The sequence below is a fragment of the Streptomyces sp. NPDC006544 genome, from assembly GCF_040611715.1.
GTDB lineage: Bacteria > Actinomycetota > Actinomycetes > Streptomycetales > Streptomycetaceae > Streptomyces.
In genome coordinates, this window is record NZ_JBEXOV010000116.1 from 1 (window position 1) to 20,073 (window position 20,073).

Annotated in this window: 18 protein-coding genes; 10 read left to right on the forward strand and 8 right to left on the reverse strand. The window is 72.4% G+C overall.

Features of this window, described 5'->3' with window-relative positions:
- Nucleotides 1–134: 134 nt before the first annotated feature.
- On the reverse strand, nucleotides 135–545 hold the full coding sequence (locus ABZY44_RS33055) for a Fur family transcriptional regulator (protein ID WP_356660365.1): 411 nt from the start codon (nucleotides 543–545) through the stop codon (nucleotides 135–137).
- A gap of 296 nt (nucleotides 546–841) precedes the next feature.
- Between ABZY44_RS33055 and katG the strand changes: the two genes are divergently transcribed.
- Nucleotides 842–3,076 carry a catalase/peroxidase HPI gene (gene katG / locus ABZY44_RS33060; protein ID WP_356660367.1) on the forward strand — a complete coding sequence of 745 codons (2,235 nt, stop codon included), beginning with the start codon at nucleotides 842–844 and terminating at the stop codon, nucleotides 3,074–3,076.
- A 193-nt stretch (nucleotides 3,077–3,269) separates the two neighbouring features.
- Nucleotides 3,270–3,620: a hypothetical protein gene (locus ABZY44_RS33065; RefSeq protein ID WP_356660369.1), complete on the forward strand. Its 351-nt coding sequence runs from the start codon at nucleotides 3,270–3,272 to the stop codon at nucleotides 3,618–3,620.
- Nucleotides 3,621–3,681: 61 nt separating this feature from the next.
- Here ABZY44_RS33065 and argG read toward each other — a convergent pair whose 3' ends face one another.
- The 5 genes from argG to ABZY44_RS33090 all read right to left on the reverse strand — a co-directional run bounded on the left by argG (nucleotide 3,682) and on the right by ABZY44_RS33090 (nucleotide 10,779).
- Complete coding sequence (gene argG, locus ABZY44_RS33070; protein ID WP_356660371.1) at nucleotides 3,682–5,133, reverse strand: argininosuccinate synthase; 1,452 nt, start codon at nucleotides 5,131–5,133, stop codon at nucleotides 3,682–3,684.
- Between the two features lie 53 nt (nucleotides 5,134–5,186).
- Entirely contained in the window at nucleotides 5,187–6,452 is a 1,266-nt protein-coding gene (locus tag ABZY44_RS33075; RefSeq protein WP_356660373.1) for an MFS transporter, read from the reverse strand.
- A 108-nt stretch (nucleotides 6,453–6,560) separates the two neighbouring features.
- The gene (locus ABZY44_RS33080; protein WP_356660375.1) at nucleotides 6,561–7,487 is read right to left on the reverse strand and encodes an isocitrate lyase/phosphoenolpyruvate mutase family protein; all 927 of its coding nucleotides are present in this window, start codon (nucleotides 7,485–7,487) and stop codon (nucleotides 6,561–6,563) included.
- Nucleotides 7,488–7,495: 8 nt separating this feature from the next.
- Nucleotides 7,496–8,644, reverse strand: a complete 1,149-nt coding sequence (locus ABZY44_RS33085; protein WP_356660377.1) for a ThiF family adenylyltransferase — start codon at nucleotides 8,642–8,644, stop codon at nucleotides 7,496–7,498.
- Between the two features lie 344 nt (nucleotides 8,645–8,988).
- Nucleotides 8,989–10,779, reverse strand: a complete 1,791-nt coding sequence (locus ABZY44_RS33090) for a M3 family metallopeptidase (RefSeq protein WP_356660379.1) — start codon at nucleotides 10,777–10,779, stop codon at nucleotides 8,989–8,991.
- A gap of 366 nt (nucleotides 10,780–11,145) precedes the next feature.
- On the opposite strand from ABZY44_RS33090, the gene ABZY44_RS33095 reads away from it, so the two are divergent.
- From ABZY44_RS33095 to ABZY44_RS33115, 5 genes are all read left to right on the forward strand, one after another.
- On the forward strand, nucleotides 11,146–12,348 hold the full coding sequence (locus ABZY44_RS33095) for a winged helix DNA-binding domain-containing protein (protein ID WP_356660381.1): 1,203 nt from the start codon (nucleotides 11,146–11,148) through the stop codon (nucleotides 12,346–12,348).
- 111 nt (nucleotides 12,349–12,459) lie between these two features.
- Nucleotides 12,460–12,900 (forward strand): SRPBCC domain-containing protein, encoded by a 441-nt coding sequence (locus tag ABZY44_RS33100; RefSeq protein ID WP_356660383.1) that lies wholly within the window; start codon nucleotides 12,460–12,462, stop codon nucleotides 12,898–12,900.
- A 308-nt stretch (nucleotides 12,901–13,208) separates the two neighbouring features.
- Nucleotides 13,209–14,207, forward strand: a complete 999-nt coding sequence (locus ABZY44_RS33105; protein ID WP_356660385.1) for a serine/threonine-protein kinase — start codon at nucleotides 13,209–13,211, stop codon at nucleotides 14,205–14,207.
- Between the two features lie 18 nt (nucleotides 14,208–14,225).
- Nucleotides 14,226–15,290 (forward strand): hypothetical protein, encoded by a 1,065-nt coding sequence (locus ABZY44_RS33110; RefSeq protein WP_356660387.1) that lies wholly within the window; start codon nucleotides 14,226–14,228, stop codon nucleotides 15,288–15,290.
- A 71-nt stretch (nucleotides 15,291–15,361) separates the two neighbouring features.
- A complete protein-coding gene (locus ABZY44_RS33115) occupies nucleotides 15,362–16,096 on the forward strand; it encodes a translation initiation factor IF-2 (protein ID WP_356660389.1) in 735 nt (244 codons plus the stop codon).
- An 88-nt stretch (nucleotides 16,097–16,184) separates the two neighbouring features.
- Here the strand turns inward: ABZY44_RS33115 and ABZY44_RS33120 are convergent, their stop codons facing one another.
- Nucleotides 16,185–16,610, reverse strand: a complete 426-nt coding sequence (locus tag ABZY44_RS33120; protein WP_356660391.1) for a hypothetical protein — start codon at nucleotides 16,608–16,610, stop codon at nucleotides 16,185–16,187.
- Nucleotides 16,611–16,777: 167 nt separating this feature from the next.
- Between ABZY44_RS33120 and ABZY44_RS33125 the strand changes: the two genes are divergently transcribed.
- Nucleotides 16,778–17,392, forward strand: a complete 615-nt coding sequence (locus tag ABZY44_RS33125; protein WP_356660393.1) for an RraA family protein — start codon at nucleotides 16,778–16,780, stop codon at nucleotides 17,390–17,392.
- 99 nt (nucleotides 17,393–17,491) lie between these two features.
- Here ABZY44_RS33125 and ABZY44_RS33130 read toward each other — a convergent pair whose 3' ends face one another.
- On the reverse strand, nucleotides 17,492–18,166 hold the full coding sequence (locus tag ABZY44_RS33130; protein WP_356660395.1) for a DUF6445 family protein: 675 nt from the start codon (nucleotides 18,164–18,166) through the stop codon (nucleotides 17,492–17,494).
- Between the two features lie 241 nt (nucleotides 18,167–18,407).
- Between ABZY44_RS33130 and ABZY44_RS33135 the strand changes: the two genes are divergently transcribed.
- Complete coding sequence (locus ABZY44_RS33135) at nucleotides 18,408–18,812, forward strand: hypothetical protein (protein WP_356660397.1); 405 nt, start codon at nucleotides 18,408–18,410, stop codon at nucleotides 18,810–18,812.
- Between the two features lie 124 nt (nucleotides 18,813–18,936).
- Nucleotides 18,937–19,923, forward strand: a complete 987-nt coding sequence (locus ABZY44_RS33140; RefSeq protein WP_356660399.1) for a tellurite resistance/C4-dicarboxylate transporter family protein — start codon at nucleotides 18,937–18,939, stop codon at nucleotides 19,921–19,923.
- Nucleotides 19,924–20,073: the final 150 nt, after the last annotated feature.

Consider the following 20,073-nt stretch of genomic DNA (forward strand, 5'->3'; position numbering starts at 1 on the left):
CACCGCCACCGCCACCGACACCACCCCGGCCACCGCAACCACCACCTTCCCCCTCACCCTCACCTGGTTCTGAACCCGGCCACGACGGGCGGCGGAGGGCGGGACCGAGCGGGAGCGCACCCGGCGGCCCACGCCTACGCGCAGGACCCGCACAGCCCCCGGTAGGTGACGTCGACCCCGGACACCGTGAATCCGAACCGGTCCTCGACCGGGAGGTCGGCCAGCGGATCGCCGCCCGGGTGGACATCGCGGATCAGGCCGCAGCCGGAGCACACGAGGTGCTGGTGCGGGTGGTGGGCGTTGGGGTCGTAGCGCTTCGCCCGGCCGTCCGTGGCGATCTCCACGACCTCGCCGAGCGAGACCAGCTCGCCCAGCGCGTTGTAGACGGTTGCCCGGGAGATCTCAGGCAACCGCTTCACCGCGCGGGCGTGCACCTCGTCGGCCGTGAGATGGACGTGGTCGCCGTCGAGGACCTCCGCCACCACCCGCCGCTGGGACGTCATCCGCCAGCCGCGTCCTCGCAGCCGCTCCAGAAGGTCACTCATATCGGCTCACCTTTTCAGGTTCGACGGGGATGCCCCCAATTCTACCTGCGGACGTCCAGGATCCGACAGGACGGGGCCTTGGTCTTGTTCTTGACTTGGACTGTGTCGATCGTAGGATCGGTTTCGTCGACAGCCAAGGGACAGGAAGGCTCCAGAGCGGCGGGAGACCGGAGACCCGGCGTCAGGGTGACCCACGACGACGCCGGAGCCCGCCAGCGGGGCCCTGTGCCCGAACAACTCCACCGCATGCAGTTCCTGATCACCGAGACCGTCTGGTCCGGTCCGGAAGGATTCCCATGTCTGAGAACCATGATGCAATCGTCGTAGACGCCAAGTCCGAAGGCGGCGGAGGTGGTTGTCCCGTCGCGCACGAGCGGGCCCCGCACCCGACCCAGGGCGGCGGAAACCGGCAGTGGTGGCCGGAACGCCTCAATCTGAAGATCCTCGCCAAGAACCCGGCCGTGGCCAACCCCCTCGGCGAGGAGTTCGACTACGCCGCGGCCTTCGAGACGCTCGACCTGCCGGCGGTGAAGCGGGACATCGCGCAGGTGCTGACGACCTCGCAGGACTGGTGGCCCGCCGACTTCGGCCACTACGGCCCCCTGATGGTCCGCATGGCCTGGCACAGCGCCGGCACCTACCGCATCAGCGACGGGCGCGGCGGCGCCGGTGCCGGTCAGCAGCGCTTCGCCCCCCTCAACAGCTGGCCCGACAACGGCAACCTGGACAAGGCCCGCCGTCTGCTGTGGCCGGTCAAGAAGAAGTACGGACAGGCCCTTTCGTGGGCCGACCTCATGATCCTCACCGGCAACGTGGCCCTGGAGTCGATGGGTCTCGAGACCTTCGGGTTCGGCGGCGGCCGCGCCGACGTCTGGGAGCCCGACGAGGACGTCTACTGGGGCCCCGAGAGCACCTGGCTCGACGACGCGCGCTACACCGGCGACCGCGAGCTGGAGAACCCCCTCGGCGCGGTCCAGATGGGCCTCATCTACGTCAACCCCGAGGGCCCGAACGGCACTCCGGACCCGATCGCGGCGGCTCGCGACATCCGGGAGACCTTCCGCCGGATGGCGATGAACGACGAGGAGACGGTCGCCCTGATCGCGGGCGGCCACACCTTCGGCAAGACCCACGGCGCCGGCCCGGCGGACAACGTCGGCGACGACCCCGAGGCCGCACCGCTGGAGAGCCAGGGCCTGGGCTGGGCCAACTCCTTCGGCACCGGCAAGGGCGGCGACGCGATCACCAGCGGCCTCGAGGGCGTCTGGACGAACACCCCGATCACCTGGGACAACACCTTCTTCGACATCCTCTTCGGCTACGAGTGGGAGCTGTTCAAGAGCCCCGCCGGCGCCCACCAGTGGCGGCCGAAGGACGGCGCCGGCGCCGGGACCGTGCCCGACGCCCACGACGCGTCGAAGAGCCACGCGCCGACGATGCTGACGACCGACCTCGCGCTCCGGATCGACCCGGCCTACGAGCAGATCTCGCGGCGCTTCCACGAGAACCCCGCCGAGTTCGCGGACGCCTTCGCCCGCGCGTGGTTCAAGCTGACCCACCGCGACATGGGACCGGTCGTCCGCTACCTCGGCCCCGAGGTCCCCTCCGAGACACTGCTGTGGCAGGACCCGCTCCCCGAGGTGACGCACGAGCTCGTCGGGGCCGACGAGGCCGCCTCCCTCAAGGAGCAGGTCCTCGCCTCCGGCCTGTCGGTCTCCCAGCTCGTGTCCACGGCCTGGGCCTCGGCCTCGTCCTTCCGCGGCAGCGACAAGCGCGGCGGCGCCAACGGCGCGCGCGTCCGCCTCCAGCCGCAGAGCGGCTGGGAGGTCAACGAACCCGACGAGCTGGCGACGGTACTGCGCACCCTCGAGGGCATCCGCAGCTCCTTCAACGCGGCACGGACCGACGGCAAGCAGATCTCGCTGGCCGACCTGATCGTGCTGGCCGGCGCCGCCGCCGTCGAGCAGGCCGCGAAGGTCGCCGGCGTCGAGGTCCGGGTCCCCTTCACGCCGGGACGCGTGGACGCGTCGCAGGAGCAGACCGACGTGGAGTCGTTCGCCGCGCTCGAGCCGACCGCCGACGGGTTCCGCAACTACCTCGGCAAGGGCAACCGGCTGCCGGCCGAGTACCTGCTGCTCGACAGGGCGAACCTGCTGAACCTGAGCGCCCCCGAGATGACGGTCCTCGTCGGCGGCCTGCGGGTCCTCGGCGCGAACCACCAGCAGTCGCAGCTCGGCGTCCTCACCAGCGAGCCCGGGACCCTGACGAACGACTTCTTCGTCAACCTGCTCGACCTGGGCACGACCTGGAAGGCGACCTCCGAGGACGCGCACGCCTTCGAGGGCCGCGACGCCGCCACGGGCGAGGTCAAGTGGACCGGCAGCCGCGCCGACCTCGTCTTCGGATCGAACTCCGAACTGCGCGCGCTTGCGGAGGTCTACGCGAGCGACGACGCGCGGGAGAAGTTCGTGAAGGACTTCGTCGCCGCCTGGGACAAGGTGATGAACCTGGACCGGTTCGACCTGGTCTGAGCCCGGTTCCGAGCCCGGGCCCGGGCCTGCGCTCGGGTCCGGGTCCGGTCATGGCGTCCGGGCCGGCAGGCCGCGGCCGGCCCGGACGCCGTCGGCCGTACATCCGGTTGGCCGATCAGCGGAAGCCGCGGTCGCTGCGGCGGGGCAGGCTGTCTCCAGGACCGACACCACCGCACAGACGAGGATCCGCGCCATGTCCCTCAGCCGGCGTATCAGCATCATCGCGGGGTCGGCAGCGCTGCTGCTGACGGCTACTGCCTGCTCGGGCCTGGGCCGGAGCACGGTGGGCGTGCTCAACTTCCGCGGCCACGACTCGCCCGTCGTGCTGAGCTACTCCAACACCCCGGTCAAGGGCTGCCACAAGATCGCCATCCCGAAGGGGGCGACCCACGTGGAGAACAGCACCCTCGTCGACATCGTCCTGTACCGCACGGAGAACTGCCGGAAGGTCGACGGGGCCGACGGCGTCTACGTCGCGACGACGCTCTCGAACGTGACGGCCCCCGAAACCCTGCCCTGGCGCAGCTTCAGCGTCATCCACTGAGGCCCGGAGCCCCCGGGTCCCGCGAGGTCCCCGGGGGCCGTACGGCCCCCGGGGACCGCGATCAGTCGGTGCCGGATTCCATCGCGGCGCGGTCGAGCATCTGCTCGTCGTCGCCCTCGGCGCGACCGCGGGAGGCGATGACCTCGGCGCCGCCCTGCGGCATCGCGCCGATCAGGCCCGTCGAGGCGGCCTGGGCCGCGCCGATCAGGGTGGCGTGCGTATTGCCGACGATGCCCAGGGCGGAGTACTGCTCCAGCTTGGCCCGGGAGTCGGCGATGTCGAGGTTGCGCATGGTGAGCTGGCCGATCCGGTCCACCGGGCCGAACGCCGAGTCCTCGGTGCGCTCCATGGACAGCTTGTCCGGGTGGTAGCTGAACGCCGGGCCGGAGGTGTCCATGAGCGAGTAGTCCTCGCCGCGACGCAGCCGCAGCGTCACCTCTCCGGTGACCGCCGCGCCCACCCAGCGCTGCAGCGACTCGCGGATCATCAGCGCCTGCGGGTCGAGCCAGCGGCCCTCGTACATGAGGCGGCCGAGGCGCCGGCCCTCGTTGTGGTACTGCGCGACGGTGTCCTCGTTGTGGATCGCGTTGACCAGACGCTCGTACGCGGCGTGCAGCAGCGCCATGCCCGGGGCCTCGTAGATGCCGCGGCTCTTGGCCTCGATCACCCGGTTCTCGATCTGGTCGGACATGCCCAGGCCGTGGCGGCCGCCGATGGAGTTGGCCTCCATGACCAGGTCCACGGCGGAGGAGAACTCCTTGCCGTTGATCGTCACCGGGCGGCCCTGGTCGAAGCCGATCGTGACGTCCTCGGCGGCGATCTCGACCTCGGGGTCCCAGAACCGTACGCCCATGATCGGCTGGACGGTCTCCACACCGGTGTCGAGGTGCTCCAGGGTCTTCGCCTCGTGCGTGGCGCCCCAGATGTTGGCGTCGGTGGAGTACGCCTTCTCCGTGCTGTCGCGGTACGGCAGCCCGTGGGCCACCAGCCACTCCGACATCTCCTTGCGCCCGCCGAGCTCGGTGACGAAGTCGGCGTCGAGCCAGGGCTTGTAGATGCGCAGGTGGGGGTTGGCGAGCAGGCCGTAGCGGTAGAACCGCTCGATGTCGTTGCCCTTGAACGTGGAGCCGTCGCCCCAGATCTGCACGTCGTCCTCGACCATCGCCCGGACCAGCAGGGTCCCGGTCACCGCGCGGCCGAGCGGCGTCGTGTTGAAGTAGGAGCGCCCGCCCGAGCGGATGTGGAACGCGCCGCACGTGAGTGCGGCCAGGCCCTCCTCGACCAGCGCCGCGCGGCAGTCGACCAGGCGCGCGATCTCGGCGCCGTACGCCGACGCGCGGCCGGGCACCGACGCGATGTCGGGCTCGTCGTACTGGCCGATGTCGGCGGTGTAGGTGCACGGGACGGCGCCCTTGTCGCGCATCCACGCGACGGCGACGGAGGTGTCGAGGCCGCCGGAGAAGGCGATGCCGACGCGTTCGCCGGTGGGCAGGGAGGTGAGAACCTTAGACATAGGAAGATTATGCGTCCTCATGCATGATCATGCAACATCCGGGCGGGCGCGTGTCAGGTGGCCCGCTCCGCGTCGGCGGTACGGACCTCCGCGCGGGGGGTGTCGGGCGCGTCCTCGATCACGCCCTCGACCGGGGTCCGCAGCGGGGAGAGCCAGGCGACCCCGGCGATGGCCAGGCGGAGCAGGCCGCCGACGATGATGATCAGGTACATGTCGTGGAAGGCGGACTCCAGAGCGCCGGCCAGGAAGGCGGAGACCGGGATGGAGGCGAAGGCCAGCATGCGGGTACTGGCCACGACCCGGCCCAGCAGTTCGCGGGGGACGATCTTCTGGCGAAGGGTGAACCAGGCGACGGGATTGATGGAGCCGAGCGCGTAGAGCGCGCCCCAGATGGCGCCGATGGCCAGCGGGCCGCGCGCCGGGATCAGCAGCAGGGTGCCCAGGCCGGCCAGAGCCGTGGTGGTGATCAGGATCCGGCCGGGTGGGTACTTCTGCACCAGGCGGCCGGCGACCGCCGCGCCCAGCACGGCTCCGACGCCCTGCGCGGCCAGCACCACGCCGATCACCTGGGGGCTCATGTGCCGGTAGGTGGTCAGGTAGAAGATGAAGTTCGCCTGGATCAGCCAGATCGCGAAATTGGTGCCGGTGAACATCAGCGAACCGGCCGCGAGGACCGGGTTCCGGCGGAAGACGTACCTCAGGGCCACGCGGACGTCCTGGACGAAGGTGGCCCTGGGCGGCGGGGTCCGCTCGCCCTTGGCGGCGGTGGGACGGATCAGCAGGATGGCGACGGCGGAGACGGCGAACGTCGCCGCGTTGACGTAGATGGTGGTCTGGTAGCCGAGGAACATCACCAGGCCGCCCGCCGCCGCGGGGCCGATCATGCTCATGACGTTGTCCCCGGAGTGCATCCAGCTGTTGGCGGGGCCGAGACGGTCGGCCGGCACCACCTCGGGCAGGAAGCTCTGGAACGCCGGGTGGTAGACGGGCTCCACGCAGGCCAGCAGGAAGGCCGTGAGGTAGATCGGCCACAGCGCGGTGCTGCCGGTGGACACCACCACCGCGAGCGCGGTGGCGATGACGGCGGCGGTCATGTCACCGAAGACGAGCAGCCTGCGGCGGTCGAACCTGTCGGCGAACACCCCGCCCGGCAGGGACAGCAGCAGGAACGGAATGTACTCGACGGCGTAGACGGCGCCGGTGCTCAGGGCGGAACCGGTGAGCTCGAGGACCAGCAGCGGCAGGGCGAGCCGGTAGAGCCAGTTGCCCAGTGAGGACGTGAGGTAGGCGGTCAGCAGGGTGTAGTAGCGGCTTCCCACGGGGCTTCTCCAGATAGTCGTTCACCGGCCGGACGTGCGCCGGTCGTTCACCGGCCGTTCGTGCGCCGGGCCGTGCGTCGGTCGGTCGTGCACCCTTGGGTGCACCGGTCAGGATCCGGGGTCGTCGTCCGTGTCGTCCTCGGTGTCCTCGGTGTTCCCGGTGTCCTCGGGGCGCAGCAGCCGGGCCAGTTCCGCGTACGGCAGCCCGGACTCGTCCGCGACGGCCTCCGACGGCCCGCCGGCGGCGATGACGGCGTACGCACGGCGGGCCTGGGCGAGCGCCAGCCGGTACAGGCCGGAGCCAGTGGAGACCCGGCGCACGCCGAGGCCGGCCAGTTCGACGAGCGTCGGCAGTCCCGGGCGGAGCAGCAGGTTGAGCGGGGCTCCGTCGACCGCTTCGACGAGCCTTCGGACGGCCGCCGGGCCGTCCGGATCGGTCCGTGCGGGATAGCCGGGGGCGAAGACCCCGTCCGCCCCGGCCGCCACGTACCGGCGCAGCCGGGCCGCGCCGGCTTCGAAGCGCCGGGCCGGAGCCGACGCGGCCGGGTGCCACCACACGTCCGTCCGGGCGTTGACGAACAGGGGGAGCCCCCGGTCGGTCGCCGCGGCGCGGGCCGCGGCAAGTCTTTCGGCGTGCTCGGCCGGTTCGGCCAGGGCGCCACCGCCGGCCGGGTCGTTCTCCGGCAGGCCGTCCTCCAGGTTGATGCCGCTGATCCCGAGGTCCAGCAGCTCGCCGACGAAGCGGTGGACCCCCTTGGCGTCGTCGGCATAGCCGCGCTCCAGGTCCACCGAGACCGGCAGCGCGGTGGCCGCGCGGATCCCCTCGACCGCGCGCAGCAGCTCGGCCGGCGCAAGCTGCTGCCCGTCACCGACCCCGTGCGCGGCGGCCAGGCCGGCGCTCGTGGTGCCCAGGGCGCGCACCGAGGGCAGCGCCGAGAACAGGCGGGCGCTGACCGTGTCCCACACGCAGGGCAGGAACAGCAGCTCGCCCGGCCGGTGCAGGGCGTGGAAGGGCGAGGGGGCGGGTGCGGGCATCGGGTGGCTCAGGCCCTCGCCGCGAGGCCGGACGGCGGGGCATCGGCCCCGGCCGTGGGCCCGCACACCGGGCAGTCGCTCTGCCGTTCCCAGCGTTCGCTCTCACCCATGGCGTAGTCCGCGAACCGCAGTTCCATCAGCCGGCCCGCGGCGACCGGCGGGGCGATGCCGGTGACGAGCCTGGTCAGTTCGCCGATGAGGAAGCCGGTGGTCATCGTCACCAGCGGGCAGAACGCCGCGTTGTCGCCGCCGATCTGGCGGTCCCGCTTCTCCTGCAGCAGTTGTCCGGAGACCTCGTCGGAGGCGAAGGTCTGGCGGCGCCAGCACTCGATGCAGCCGGTCGTGCCGGGCAGCATCGTGTAGTACACGGCGCGTTGCGTCTCCAACCCGCCGGTGATCAGGGGCACTCCGGCCCGTACGCAGGCCTCGTTCACCCAGTTCGCGATCTCCATCTTGGGCCGGTCGGCCACGGAGATGCACACGTCCGCGTCTTCCAGTACCCGGGTCACGTCCTCGACGGAGGAGATCCGCAGGTCGACCGGCTCGATGTCGATGTGCGGGTTGAACTGCTTCACCCGGTCGACCGCCAGGTGCAGCTTCTCCTTGCCGATGTCCTCCTCGCGGTAGAGGATCTGCCGGTTGAGGTTGGACAGTTCGACCCGGTCGAACTCCACGGCCCGTACGTGGCCCACGCCCATCGCGGCCATGTCGAGCAGGATGTGCGAGCCGAGGCCGCCCAGGCCGAGCAGGGTGACCCGGCAGTCGCGGAGCCTGCGCTGCAGGTCGTACTTGTTGTCGTCCATGCGGGCGAACGAGCCGAAGAAGTTGATGTTGCGTTCCCAGCGCTTCAGTTCGTGCGCCTCGAGTACGCCGTCCGCCGTCTGCTGGTCGTCCAGCAGGAACCGGGCCTCGTCGAACTGGGTCAGGGCCTCGTCGACGTCCTGGCGGGTCACCTCGGGGAAATCGGCGCTCAGTTCCCTGTGCACCTGCTCGGTGGTGCGCGTGCCGTCCAGCAGCGCGAGGAGGCGGCGGACGGCCCCGGTCGGGTCGGCGATCTCGGTGACCTCGCCGTAGCCGCCGATGAAGATCGTCTCCCCCGAGCCGAAGGTGGGCGAGGTGTGCTTGAGCTGGGGCCTGCGGGTTGCGGCGGGGGCCATCGACGATTTCCTTCCGCGATACTGGGCCGTGAGGCGGGCCGGAGAGGTCCGCCGGATGACCTCCGCGGGTGGGCGATTGGCGCGCCCACCCGCGGAGTCGTGACATCGAGGGGTCAGTGCCCCCCGGGGGAGGGCGTTCAGCCCTCGTGCGACTGGCCGGCGACGCTGGCCTTGCGGGTGGTCATGGCAACGGACATGGTGGACACCTCCTCTGCGTGTCGAGCGGGCGTGAGGGGCCGGGCCCCTCGGGGGAGGGGGTTCAGCCCTCGTGCGACTGGCCGGCGACGCTGGCCTTGCGGGTGGTCATGGCAACGGACATGGAGAACACCTCCTTTCGGTCCTTCTCAGGGTTCGGACATCCCACGTACCGCTGAGCGCGGGACGTGGAGGTCTGTGAGGGAGCGCAACTCCTCCAGCGTGAGCGCCAGATGCGAGACGGCTCCGCGCCAGGCTCCCGCCTGCCCGCCGGTCACCAGGGCGAGCAAGGCCGCGGGGCTGCGGGTGTCACCGAGCCGGAGCATCGCCGTCAGCCGGCCGCCGAAACCGCGGGGGTCGGCCTCGAAGCGGCTCAGCAGGGTGAGTGCCGACAACTGGCCGTACACGTAGGCGTAGTTCGATCCGGGGGAGGTGAACAGCGAACCCAGGTAGCTCCACCACAGGCGGTACTCGCCGGTCAGCCGCACCGCGGGGCCGTAGAGCCGGCGCTGCCCCTCGCACCACAGCGCGTCGATGTGTTCCGGCTCCAGGGCCGCCCCGGCGCGCGCCCGGTCGTGCAGCGCCACCTCGAACGCGTGCAGGGCCGCGTGCCGTCCGATCGCGACCATCTGGTCCTCCAGCCAGCGCGCCAGCCAGGCCAGTCGCACCGCCGGATCGGTCGCTTCGGCCAGGAGCCGGCGTACGGCCACCGCTTCGCAGAAGAGTGCGACGGTTTCGGCCATCACCGGTGCCGGAGTGGCCGCGAGATAAGGCTGTCCGGCCGCCAGCTGGATGTGTACGGCATGCCCGAGTTCATGGGTCAGGGTCAGTACGTCGCGCGGCTTACCGGAGAAGATCATGGAAATGCAGGGAAGCTGCCCCGGAATGGACTGGGTGTAGGCGCTCTGGCGCTTTCCGGGACGCGGGACCGCGTCGATCCTGCCGTTGTCGATCATTTTCAGGGACAGCTCGGCGAATACCGGAGAAATAGCTTCCATGACCGAAAGGGCCACACCCAGCGCCTCGGCCCAGGTGATTTCCGGCGAGGGGGATCCGACGGGAGCGTACCTGTCGTAGTCGGCGAAATCGTCGATCCCCAGCAATTCCCGCTTGAGGAGGTAATAGGAGTGGATCAGCGGCAGGCATTCCTCGGAGGCGGCGAGGAGCTCGTCGAGTTCCGCCTGCGGGACCTGGTCCAGGACCCGCCGCTCGTGCAGCCAGTCCGTGCCCCGGATCCCGGCGCGGGTCTCGCCGTCGGTCACCGTCATCGCGAGGGTGAAGGCGCGCAGTCCGGCCTGGCCGGCCAGTGCCCGGCTGACCGCCGCGTGCGTCGTTCGGCGGGCGTCGCGCTCCGCGTCGTACAGACCCGGCAGGACCTCGCCGATGCTGCGCGAAGCTCCGTCCGCGTCGACCGACAGGGAGCGGAGCAGCTGCTGGGCCAGCCGCGCCCAGCCCTCGCCGCCGGTCGGAAGCAGGTGCGCGAGGACGGTTTCCTGCGCCTCGGGCAGGTGTCGCGCATGAGCGGTCCGGACCTTGGCGACGAAGTGCGCGTAGGGACCGAGGCCTTCCCGGTCCGTGCCGCCCGGTCCGTCCGGCTTTCGCGCGCCGAGCTCGGGTTCGAAGAAGGCGAGCTCCGAGGCGAGTTCGGCCCAGGCCCGGTCGCAGCGGGCGGTCAGGGGGTCCGACTGGAGGAGTTCGGCATAGCAGGAGGCTTCCTGGGCCCGTGCGACGCACCGCTCGTAGCGCCGGATGGCGGCCGGGAGGGAAACCGGATCCAGATCCGTCAGTGAGCCCGCGTACGCTTCCGCTGTCTCTCGCGCCTCGGTCAGGGCCTCGTTCAATAACTCTTCGACTAATCGAGAGTGCGGCTCGGGGAAGAGGGTGGGCATTTCCCAATGCGGAACGGGCAGATCCGGAGGAAGGTCTCTGCGCTCCGACATTTGCCCCCCTTGGTTTTCTCCGGCTTCTTCGCCGAGGTCCAGGTGTCCGCTATGTGGTGACGCTACTGCATAGGACACTAGGGGAGGCGTCGCGCAGGAGTCAAGTCTCCCTGTGGATAGGCTTGAATGTCATTTCGAAAGTAGCTTGCAGTTCGATCGAGGGTTACATTCCGCATTGAAGGGCCCCCGATGTCCGAATTCTGACTGCGGAACGTCATCCTTTTCGTACACGCGTCCTGGCCGGATTTCCCCCGCCGCTACCGGCGTGTTCCTGCCAATGCCCCGCCGGCGGCGGGCCGGGCACGGTCCGGCCGAAGTCCTGGGCCGCGTGCAGGCCGTAGGGACGGAGTCTGAGACGGTCTGGGCATGACCGCCACCGAGATGACCACCGTCAGCGCCCGGGAGCTCAACCGCTCCACCCTCGCCCGGCAGTTGCTGCTGCGGCGGGAGCCGCTGGGGGCCGCCGACGGGGTCCGGCGCGTGGTCGCCGTACAGGCGCAGCACGCCGCATCCCCGTACCTCGCGCTGTGGAACCGGCTCGAGGCCTTCGACCCGGCCGGCCTCGACGCCGCCTTCGCCGGCCACGAGGTCCTCAAGGCGACCCTGATGCGGATCACGCTGCACGCCGTCCACCGCGGGGACTTCGCCGCGTTCCGCGAAGCCGTACAGCCGGGGGTGCGGGCCGCCCGCCTGGGCGACCGCTTCACCGCGTCGGGGCTGACGGCCGACATCGCCGACGCGCTGGTCCCGGAACTGCTGGCCTTCGCCGACCGGCCCCGTACCAACGCGGAGTGCGAGGCCTGGCTGGGGCGGCGGCTGGGGGCGCCCGCGCAGCCCGGAGCGTGGTGGGGGATCAGGCAGTTGGCGCCGCTGCTGCACGCGCCCACGGCGCCGCCGTGGTCGTTCGGCGACCGGCCCGCGTACATCGCGCCCCCGGTCGTACCGCGAGTGGTGCCGGCGGACCCGGAGGCGTCCGACGCCTCGCTGCGCACGCTCGTCCTGCGCTATCTCGAAGGTTTCGGACCGGCGTCGGTGGCGGACGTGGCGCAGTTCGCGACGGTCCCCCGGGTCAGGGTCAGGAAGGCGCTGCGGGAGCTCCAGGACGTGGGTTCCGGGCGGCCGGAAGGGCCGGGAAGGGGGGAGCTCCTCCGCCTCGAAGGGCCCAACGGCGAGGAGTTGTTCGACGTTCCGGGCGGCCCGCGTCCGGCCGGGGACACACCGGCGCCGCCCCGGCTGATGGCCATGTGGGACAGCCTCCTGCTGGCGTACTCCGACCGCGGCCGCGTCATCCCGCCGGAGTACCGCAAGCTCGTCTGCCGGATGAACGGCGACACGCTGGCGACCCTGCTGGTCGACGGGTACGTGGCCGGGGTGTGGCGCCCGGCCGAGGGAGGGATCGAGGCCACCGCCTTCCACCCCCTGCCGGAGGAGGTCTGGGGGGCGCTCGCCGACGAGGCCCGCTCACTGACCGCCTTCCTCGCCGAGCGGGATCCGAGGGTCTACAGCCGGTACGCGCACTGGTGGGCCAGACTGCCGAGCGCCGAGGTCCGGGTGCTGCCCGGGGGCTGAGGAGGGGCCCGCGCGGGGGAGGGCCCCTTCGAGGTGCTGGGCGCCGCGGGCCTGGCTACGCTGCGCAGGGAGCGGGGCGGAGCGTTCCGCCGGGCGGAACGGGACCAGACCATGAGCACCCCCACCGACACCGTGACCCTGGAGCGGCACATCGCGGCCCGCCCCGAGACCGTCTTCGCCTTCCTCGCCGACCGCGAGCGATGGCTGTCGTGGATGGGCACCGAGGGCGCCTTCGCCTTCGAGCCCGGGGGCGCGTACCGCGTCCGGGTCGACGACGAGCACACCGCCGCCGGCCGCTTCCTCACCGTCGACCCGCCCGCCCGGCTGGTCTTCACGTGGGGCTGGGAGGCCGGCCGGACGCCCCTGCCGCCCGGCTCCACCACCGTGGAGATCACCCTCGAACCCCGCCCCGGGGGCACCCTGCTGCACCTGGTCCACCGCGGCCTGCCCTCCGAGGCGGCCTGCTTCCTGCACGCCGAGGGCTGGCAGCACTACGTTGACCGCCTCGCGGACCGCGCCGAGAGCCCGGGACCGGTCTCTCCCGGCCGGTAGGGGCCGCCCCGCACGGACGCTGCGACGCGCGGTCCATGCCGTGGGGGAACCGTCCCGGATCCACGCGGCGATGGCCGCCGGTACGTGGCCGCGGGCCGGCCTTTTCACCGGCGCCCCGTGCGGTACGCATCGGCACGCCAATACGCCGGAATCGGCCTGGTATCCACCTCTTTCGGTAGACTTCGGCACGGAGGGGCAGCTCGTCGGGCCGGCCGCGTCCCTCCCGGCCTCGGCACGCGGCTCGGTGCCTCGATGTCGGCCCCCAGCGATCCCGATGCGGTACCCGGCATGAGAGTGGTGGCTGATCGATGGGGGCAGGCCGAGGTTTCCTGGAAGGCCGCGAGATCGCCGGCTACCAGCTGGAGCGCGAGATCGGCCGTGGGGACATGTCCCTCGTCTACCGCGCCGTGGACCTCCGGCTGGACCGTACGGTCGCGCTCAAGCTCCTCGCCCCCGAGCTCGCCCGGGACGAGGCCTTCCGGCGCCGCTTCGCCCATGACTCGCGGGTGGCCGCGGCGATCGACCACCCGCACATCGTGCCGGTCCTCGAAGCCGGCGAGTCCGACGGGATCCTGTACGTCGCCACCCGGTACATCCCCGGTCCGGACCTGCGGACCCTGCTCGACCAGGAGGGCACCCTTCCCGTTCCCGCCGCCCTCCGGATCGCCGCCCAGGTGGCGTCCGCCCTCGACGCGGCCCACGAGCACGACCTGGTGCACCGGGACGTCAGACCCGCCAGCATCCTGGTCGCCCGGGGAACCGACAGCGACCACCCCGCGCACGCCTACCTCACGGATTTCGGCCTGACGGAGAGATCGCTCGCGCTCACGGGGTTCACCACCGCGGGCACGTTCGTCGGGACGCTCGCCTACACGGCGCCGGAACAGATCTCCGGCCGCCCGGTGGACGGCCGGAGCGACCTCTACAGCCTCGCCTGTGTCGTCTACGAATCCCTCGCCGGGGGGCCGCCCTTCGAGCGCGACGACGACATGGCGCTGCTGTGGGCGCACCAGTACGATCCGCCGCCCGCACTCTCCGGGAGGCGCCCGGGGACCGCCCCTGGTGTCGATGCCGTGATGGCGAAGGCGCTGGCCAAGTCTCCTGAGGAGCGCTACGCCACATGCCTGGAGTTCGTTGCCGAGTTGCGCGCCGCCTTCCGCCCGGACGCGCCGAGCCGGTCCGCGCGGATGCCGGACGCGCCGGTGCCGTACCTGCCTCCGTCCCCCGCGCCGGCCCCGTCCACGCCGGGCGGCTCGGCCGAGAGCACACCCGGACCGCCCTTCGACGAAGACGACGACGAATGGTGAGGCGTGGAGTGGTGACGCGTGGGTGACATCGCCAGGAGTGCCCTCGGCGGCGCGTGGACGGTGTTGGTGGGATGGCTCTTGCCGACCGCGTTGAACGTGAGCCTGTTCGTCGTGGCCGTCTTGCCGAGCCTGCGGCGCACCGGCTGGTCCGCGCAGCTGTGGTCCTCGGGCGTCACGCCCCTGTCCGTCGGCGTGCTGGCCGTCTCGGTCCTTCTCGGGCTGGCACTCAACGCCCTGCAAAACCCCCTCTACCGCGTCCTGGAGGGGTACGCCCTCTGGCCGGGAGCGCTCGCCTCGTACGCGTGCGCGCGCCGACGGCGGACCAAGCAGGATCTGCAGGACCGCATCGGGCTGCTCCGGCTCGAGCGGCAGGAGCGGGACGGCCCGCTGGCCCCGGAGGACACCGCCCGGCTGACCGCCTTGCGCGCCAACCGGCGGATCGCCCGGGCCGCCCGCAAGGACCGGCGGCGTTCGGCTGTCCAGCGCTCGCTGCTCCGCGAACGGCTCGCTCGCTTCCCGGTCGACGACGCGCAGTTGGCGCCGACGAGGCTGGGCAACGCGATCCGGCGCTTCGAGGAGTACGGCTACGACCGGTTCCGCCTCGACACCCAGGTGATGTGGAACGAACTGACCGGCAGCGCTCCGGAGCCGGTCCGCCGCCAGGTCGATCTCGCGCGCGCGAACGTCGACTTCTTCGTCGCCCTCCTCTGCGGCCACTGCGCTGTCGTCCTGTGCGCGGCGGTGGCCCTGACAGCGGCCCGTCCCGATGTCCCGCTGCTCCTCGCGGCCATCGTCGTGCCGGGCCTCCTGGTCCCGGTGTGGTACCGCGCGGCGGTGTCGGCGACCGACGAATGGTCCGCAGCCGTACGGGCACTCGTGAACACGGGACGCAAACCGCTCGCCGAATCCCTCGGCCTCCGCCTGCCGGGCGACCTGGCGGGGGAGCGCGCGATGTGGGCCCTGGTCTCCAAGATGTCGCGCTTGCCGCACCACGAACGTGCCGCGGGACTGGACCCGTTCCGGGCAGGACGCTCCGAGGGCCCACCCGCTGCGGAGTACGGAGGCGGCATGAGCGCGCGCTGAGTACGCTCACCCACACCGGACTGGGTACGTGAGCGGTTGTCCGCCGCGCGCGGCGCCGCAAGGGTGGACGCATGCGCCGACTACCGATCCTCGCCCCGCTGTTGCTGTTCACCGTCGGCTGCGGGGTGCTGCAGTCCTCCGAGGCCGAGGCCGCGGACGCCGCACGGGAGGCGGCCAGGAAGACGGGCCAGCGGCTCTACGGTCAGCGTCCGCGCACGGCGGAGGAGGTCGGGAGCTCCGCATCCCGCATCGACGGGGTGGAGGTCATGCGGGTGACCGGCACCTCGACACACGAGGGGAAGGGCGTCGACGTGATCGTCCGCACGTCCGGCTCGGCGGACAAGGGATGGCTGAACCCCGAGGAGGTCCTCGTGCGGCGCTGTTTCTCGCTACGGGTCTCGCCCACGTCGCAGTGGCGTGAGGATCCCCGTGACGTGGACTGCCCGGACGGCCCCGCGCTGACGTTCGCGCCGCCCCCCGAACCGCCGCGGCTGCCGTACGAGGAGCTCCGCGCGCGACTCCCCCGGGTGCCGGAGGGCGGCCGGGCGGACGAGGCCGAGGTGCGCCGTACGCTCGCCGCCCTGGTCGGGGATCCGGCGATCCGCACCGAGGTGAAGGCGGAAGGCGACCGGGTCGGTGTTCTCCTGTCGGTCCAGGGCAACGGTTTCGACGCGCAGGACTGTCTCCTTGCCCGCGTGGGCCCCGGCGCCACCGTGGTGTGGGTGCCGTCCCGGATCCAGCGCATGCCCGGCGAGGGCGGCTGCACCGTCGCCAACGCCCTCGACCCGCAGCCGCCCCCGCACTGAACGGGGTGCGGTCGGGGCCGCGGGCAGACGGGATCCGTCGGAGACGTTCACGGACCGGCCGACCGGCCGGCCGGGGGCGCGGGAGGCGTCAGGCCGGGAGGACGTGGTGGGTCCCGTGGCCGGCGGCGTCGACGTGGACGACGTGGCTGCCCACCCGGACGGTCCGTGTCGCCCCGGCGCTCCACGATCCCGCGGGACCCTCACCGCCGGACAGGGGTCGCCAGACCTCGAGGAAGGTGCTGCCGTCGAGGTTGGCTCCTGTTTCGATCATGTCGGCGCCGTCGGCGCCGTCGGCGCCCGAGGGGCTGAGGGTGCCGATGTCGTGGCCCGGGGTCCCGACGTCGTGGTGGAACGTGATCCGTTCGCCGTCGTAGGAGGTCGTCCCGGCGAAGCCGCGACTGTCCGCGTACAGACGGCCGGTCTGGAGCCATACGACGTGCTCGGTCTCCACGAGCGGGCCGCCGTCACGGCTGATTCCGGCGCGGAGCCATGCGCCGCGGAGAGGTGCGTCCATGCTCACAGGGTGTCAGACGCGCTTCCGACGGCCCACCGGTGGCCCGCGCACGGAAGGGGCGCCGTAGGGTCGGCTCCGGGCATCGGAAACAGCCGGGACCGGCACGTCCGCGACCCGCTCCGGCGGCAGCCCGCCCGCGACCCGGAAGAGAGAAGGAACCGGCCGACATGGACGACGGACTCAAGGGCGTTCCCCCGACCACCCTCGCCGACCTGCTGGGCCGCGAGCAGGTCATGGACATCGGGATCCGCCCGTTGTGGGACGCCCCGCGCGTGGCGGGACCCGCGTACACCGTGCGGTGCCCGCCCGGCGACAACCTGATGCTGCACGCGGCCGTCTACCGTGCGGAGCCCGGCTCCGTCATCGTCGTCGAGTCGGGTGACGTGGACCACGCGCTGGCCGGCGGCAACGTGTGCGCCGTCGCCCAGCGCCGGGGCATCGCCGCGTTCGTGGTCGACGGGGTCATCCGCGACCTCGGCGAGGTGCGGGAGGCGCGCTTCCCCGTGTTCTCCCGGGGAGTCATCCCGATCCCGGGCACCAAGAACGCGCTCGGCGAGCTCGGCGCACCTGCCCGGGTGGGCGGGGTGCTCGTACACCCCGGCGACATCGTGGTGGCCGACGAGGAGGGTGTCGTGGTGGTCCCGGCCGCCCGTCGGGAGGAGACCCTGCGGGCGGCCCGGACCAAGCTCGCCGCGGAGGCCGAGGAGTCCCTCGACGCCTGGGAGGAGAACCACCGCGCGCGGATCGAGAAGGCACTGCGCGACCGGGGCTTCACGGGCTGAGTGCCCCGCGCCGCGGCCCGCCCCGCGGCGCGGGCCGCGCCGCGGGGCGGGCCGCCCGGGCACGGTCCGTCCGGCACGGTCCGTCCGGGCACGGCCCGGTCAGGCCATCCAGAAGAACACGGCCGTCATCCGCTTGTCCTCCAGGGTGTGTCCCCAGTACCGGGTGGCCGTGTGGATCAGGTTGGCGGAGTAGAGCAGCAGCCGGTTGGCCCGGTGGGGGACCCGTACGTCCTCGACGAAGGAGTCGGGCGCGACGAACCGCGTGCCCAGCGCGTCCACCAGGTTGTTGTGCGGGGCGGCCACCTGATTGCCGCCGAGGGAGCCGCCCGGCAGGCTCTGGCGGTAGAAGCTGGTGCCGCAGTCCTTCGGGACGGCGGGGTTGAGGTAGAGCACGGCGGCATACCGGCACAGCGTGCGTGAGTCGGTGTGGGGCCGCGGCGCGCACTCGCCCTCGCCGACGACCTGCACGCAGTTGTGGTTGAACGTACCTCCGCCGCCCGGCTGCCGGGCCCAGATCCGCGGTGCCCCGGTCGCCCCGCGCACCAGTTTCTCCACCCGCGCGAGCTCGTCCGGCTCGAGCGCGGGCATGGAGCGGAGGCCGGGCCACGCCTCGGGCTTGTGGGGGTACCCCTCGGTCCAGTCGTCCCGGGCGAGCAGGCGCTCGCGTACGGCAGCCGGGTCCGGCAGTACGTCGTCCAGCTCCCAGTAGTCGCGTCCGCGGGTCGGCTTCCGGTACGGGAGGACCGGCAGGGGCGGTGGGGGGTGAAGGGGCATGCCAGGGAACGTAGTGGGCGTCCCGTGGCGCTCTCGCCACCCAAGCGGTCAACCTTCCGTCAAGTGTTCGCCATGAGCGCGGTGTCCGCCAGGCGGGGACACGTCTCGCCCGGAGGGCCGATGCCCCTGCCCCGCGCCCCGTGCGCCCCCGCCCTGCCAGACCCGGCGGGCCGTCGATCCCGGCTCCCGGCTCGTCGGAGAGGCGGAGGTGGCGGTGGAGGGAGGAAAATGGAGGATTGTGATGACCGTCCTGGTGGCCGGGGTACCGGAGGGCGGGGAACTGGAGCGGCTGCGGTCGCGGATCCAGAGCAACCCGCACTTCCAGGTGATCTCCCACGCCCACGAACCCGCCGTCGCCCTGGCGCACGCCCGGGTACTGCTCCCCGACATCACCGTGCTCTTCGTGGCCGGCGCACTGGCCGCGGAACCGGCCGCGCTCGAGATCTTCCGCGGCGTGCGCGCCCTGGACCCGCCGAGCGGCGTGGTCCTGCAGACCCGGGGAACGCCGGACCGGGCCGAGCTCGCGGGTTTCGCCGTGGACGGCGCCGTCCACGTCGTGCGCGAGGGCGATGTCGACGGGCTGATGCGCGCCCTGCGCAGTATCGGCCTGCGCCGCGCCAGCTGCGACCCGGACGAGATGCCCTGACCGGTGGGAGGGGCGGCCGTGCGCGGCGCCGGGAAGGGGGCCCGTCACACCCGGAAGGGTCATCGCCGTCGCCCCGTGGCGCGCCGCACCGGCGGGACGTGGTCCGGTGGTGTCCGCTGGGAGGGTGAGAATCTCCGGGCGTGCCCGCTGGTGGGCCGAGTTGCCGCCGGCCGCAGGAGCCGCCGTCATGGCCGCCGGGATCATCTCGACCGGCCTGCACCTCATCGCCCGGGAGGTGCCGTCCCTCGTCGCGCTGGCCGTCGCCGTGGCGCTGTGGCTCGTACTCGCCGCCGACTTCACCGCCCGGCTGCTCGGCGACCGCCGCCGGTTCCGCGCCGAGGCCGACACCCCGGCGGCCCTCACCGCCGTCGCCGCCACGACCGTGCTCGGCGCCCGGCTCTGCCTCCTCGGGTGGCAGTCCGTGGCCCTCGCGCTGCTGGCACTGGCCGCCGCGCTGTGGCCGGGGCTGCTGATCACCGTGCTGCGGCACTGGGGCCACCGGATGCCGGGCGCTGCCTTCCTCGTCTGCGTCGCCACGCAGGGCCTCGCCGTCCTGGCGGGGACCCTGTCCTCCGCCACCGGCCGTGACTGGCTCGGACGGGCGTCCCTGGCCGCCTTCTGCCTGGGGCTGCTGCTCTACGTGGAAGCGCTCGTACGCTTCGACTTCCGCGAGGTGGTATCGGGCGCGGGCGACCACTGGGTGGCCGGCGGGGCGCTCTCCATCACCGCGCTCGCCGCGGCCGGACCGACGGCCTCGCACCTGTGGACGGGGTGGGCGCACACGGCCCTGCGCACCGTCACGCTGGTGACGCTCGCCCTCTCCCTCACCTGGTACGTCGTGCTCCTGGCGGCCGAAGCGCTCCGGCCGCGCCCGCGCTACGACGTACGGCGCTGGGCGAGCGTGTTCCCCCTCGGCATGACGGCCACCGCCTGCCTCTCCGCGGCCGGTCCGACCGGCGTGGAATGGCTGCGCCCGCTCGGCACCGTGCTGCTCTGGATCGCGGTCGGCGCGTGGCTGCTGACCTTCACGACCCTGGTCGCGACCCGCGTCGGGAACCGCGGGGACCGGGAGGACCGCGGGGACCGGGAGCGGCGCCGGTCACAGCGCTAGGTCCGGGACGATCGCGTTCAGGAGGAGGGGCGGCCCCCGGCCACGGGCCGGGCAACCAGCGGGCTCGTCGGGGCCGGCGGCGAGCGGTCCCCGTCGGGCGGCGGGGGCGCGTGTCACCGTCCCGCGCCGGGCGTCGCGGCGGCCCGGTCC

Coding starts and splice junctions, on each gene's coding strand:
- ABZY44_RS33055 (WP_356660365.1), bottom strand. CDS start 545: ATGAGTGACCTTCTGGAGCGGCTGCGAGGACGCGGCTGGCGGATGACG.
- katG (WP_356660367.1), top strand. CDS start 842: ATGTCTGAGAACCATGATGCAATCGTCGTAGACGCCAAGTCCGAAGGC.
- ABZY44_RS33065 (WP_356660369.1), top strand. CDS start 3,270: ATGTCCCTCAGCCGGCGTATCAGCATCATCGCGGGGTCGGCAGCGCTG.
- argG (WP_356660371.1), bottom strand. CDS start 5,133: ATGTCTAAGGTTCTCACCTCCCTGCCCACCGGCGAACGCGTCGGCATC.
- ABZY44_RS33080 (WP_356660375.1), bottom strand. CDS start 7,487: ATGCCCGCACCCGCCCCCTCGCCCTTCCACGCCCTGCACCGGCCGGGC.
- ABZY44_RS33085 (WP_356660377.1), bottom strand. CDS start 8,644: ATGGCCCCCGCCGCAACCCGCAGGCCCCAGCTCAAGCACACCTCGCCC.
- ABZY44_RS33090 (WP_356660379.1), bottom strand. CDS start 10,779: ATGTCGGAGCGCAGAGACCTTCCTCCGGATCTGCCCGTTCCGCATTGG.
- ABZY44_RS33095 (WP_356660381.1), top strand. CDS start 11,146: ATGACCGCCACCGAGATGACCACCGTCAGCGCCCGGGAGCTCAACCGC.
- ABZY44_RS33100 (WP_356660383.1), top strand. CDS start 12,460: ATGAGCACCCCCACCGACACCGTGACCCTGGAGCGGCACATCGCGGCC.
- ABZY44_RS33105 (WP_356660385.1), top strand. CDS start 13,209: ATGGGGGCAGGCCGAGGTTTCCTGGAAGGCCGCGAGATCGCCGGCTAC.
- ABZY44_RS33115 (WP_356660389.1), top strand. CDS start 15,362: ATGCGCCGACTACCGATCCTCGCCCCGCTGTTGCTGTTCACCGTCGGC.
- ABZY44_RS33120 (WP_356660391.1), bottom strand. CDS start 16,610: ATGGACGCACCTCTCCGCGGCGCATGGCTCCGCGCCGGAATCAGCCGT.
- ABZY44_RS33125 (WP_356660393.1), top strand. CDS start 16,778: ATGGACGACGGACTCAAGGGCGTTCCCCCGACCACCCTCGCCGACCTG.
- ABZY44_RS33130 (WP_356660395.1), bottom strand. CDS start 18,166: ATGCCCCTTCACCCCCCACCGCCCCTGCCGGTCCTCCCGTACCGGAAG.
- ABZY44_RS33135 (WP_356660397.1), top strand. CDS start 18,408: ATGACCGTCCTGGTGGCCGGGGTACCGGAGGGCGGGGAACTGGAGCGG.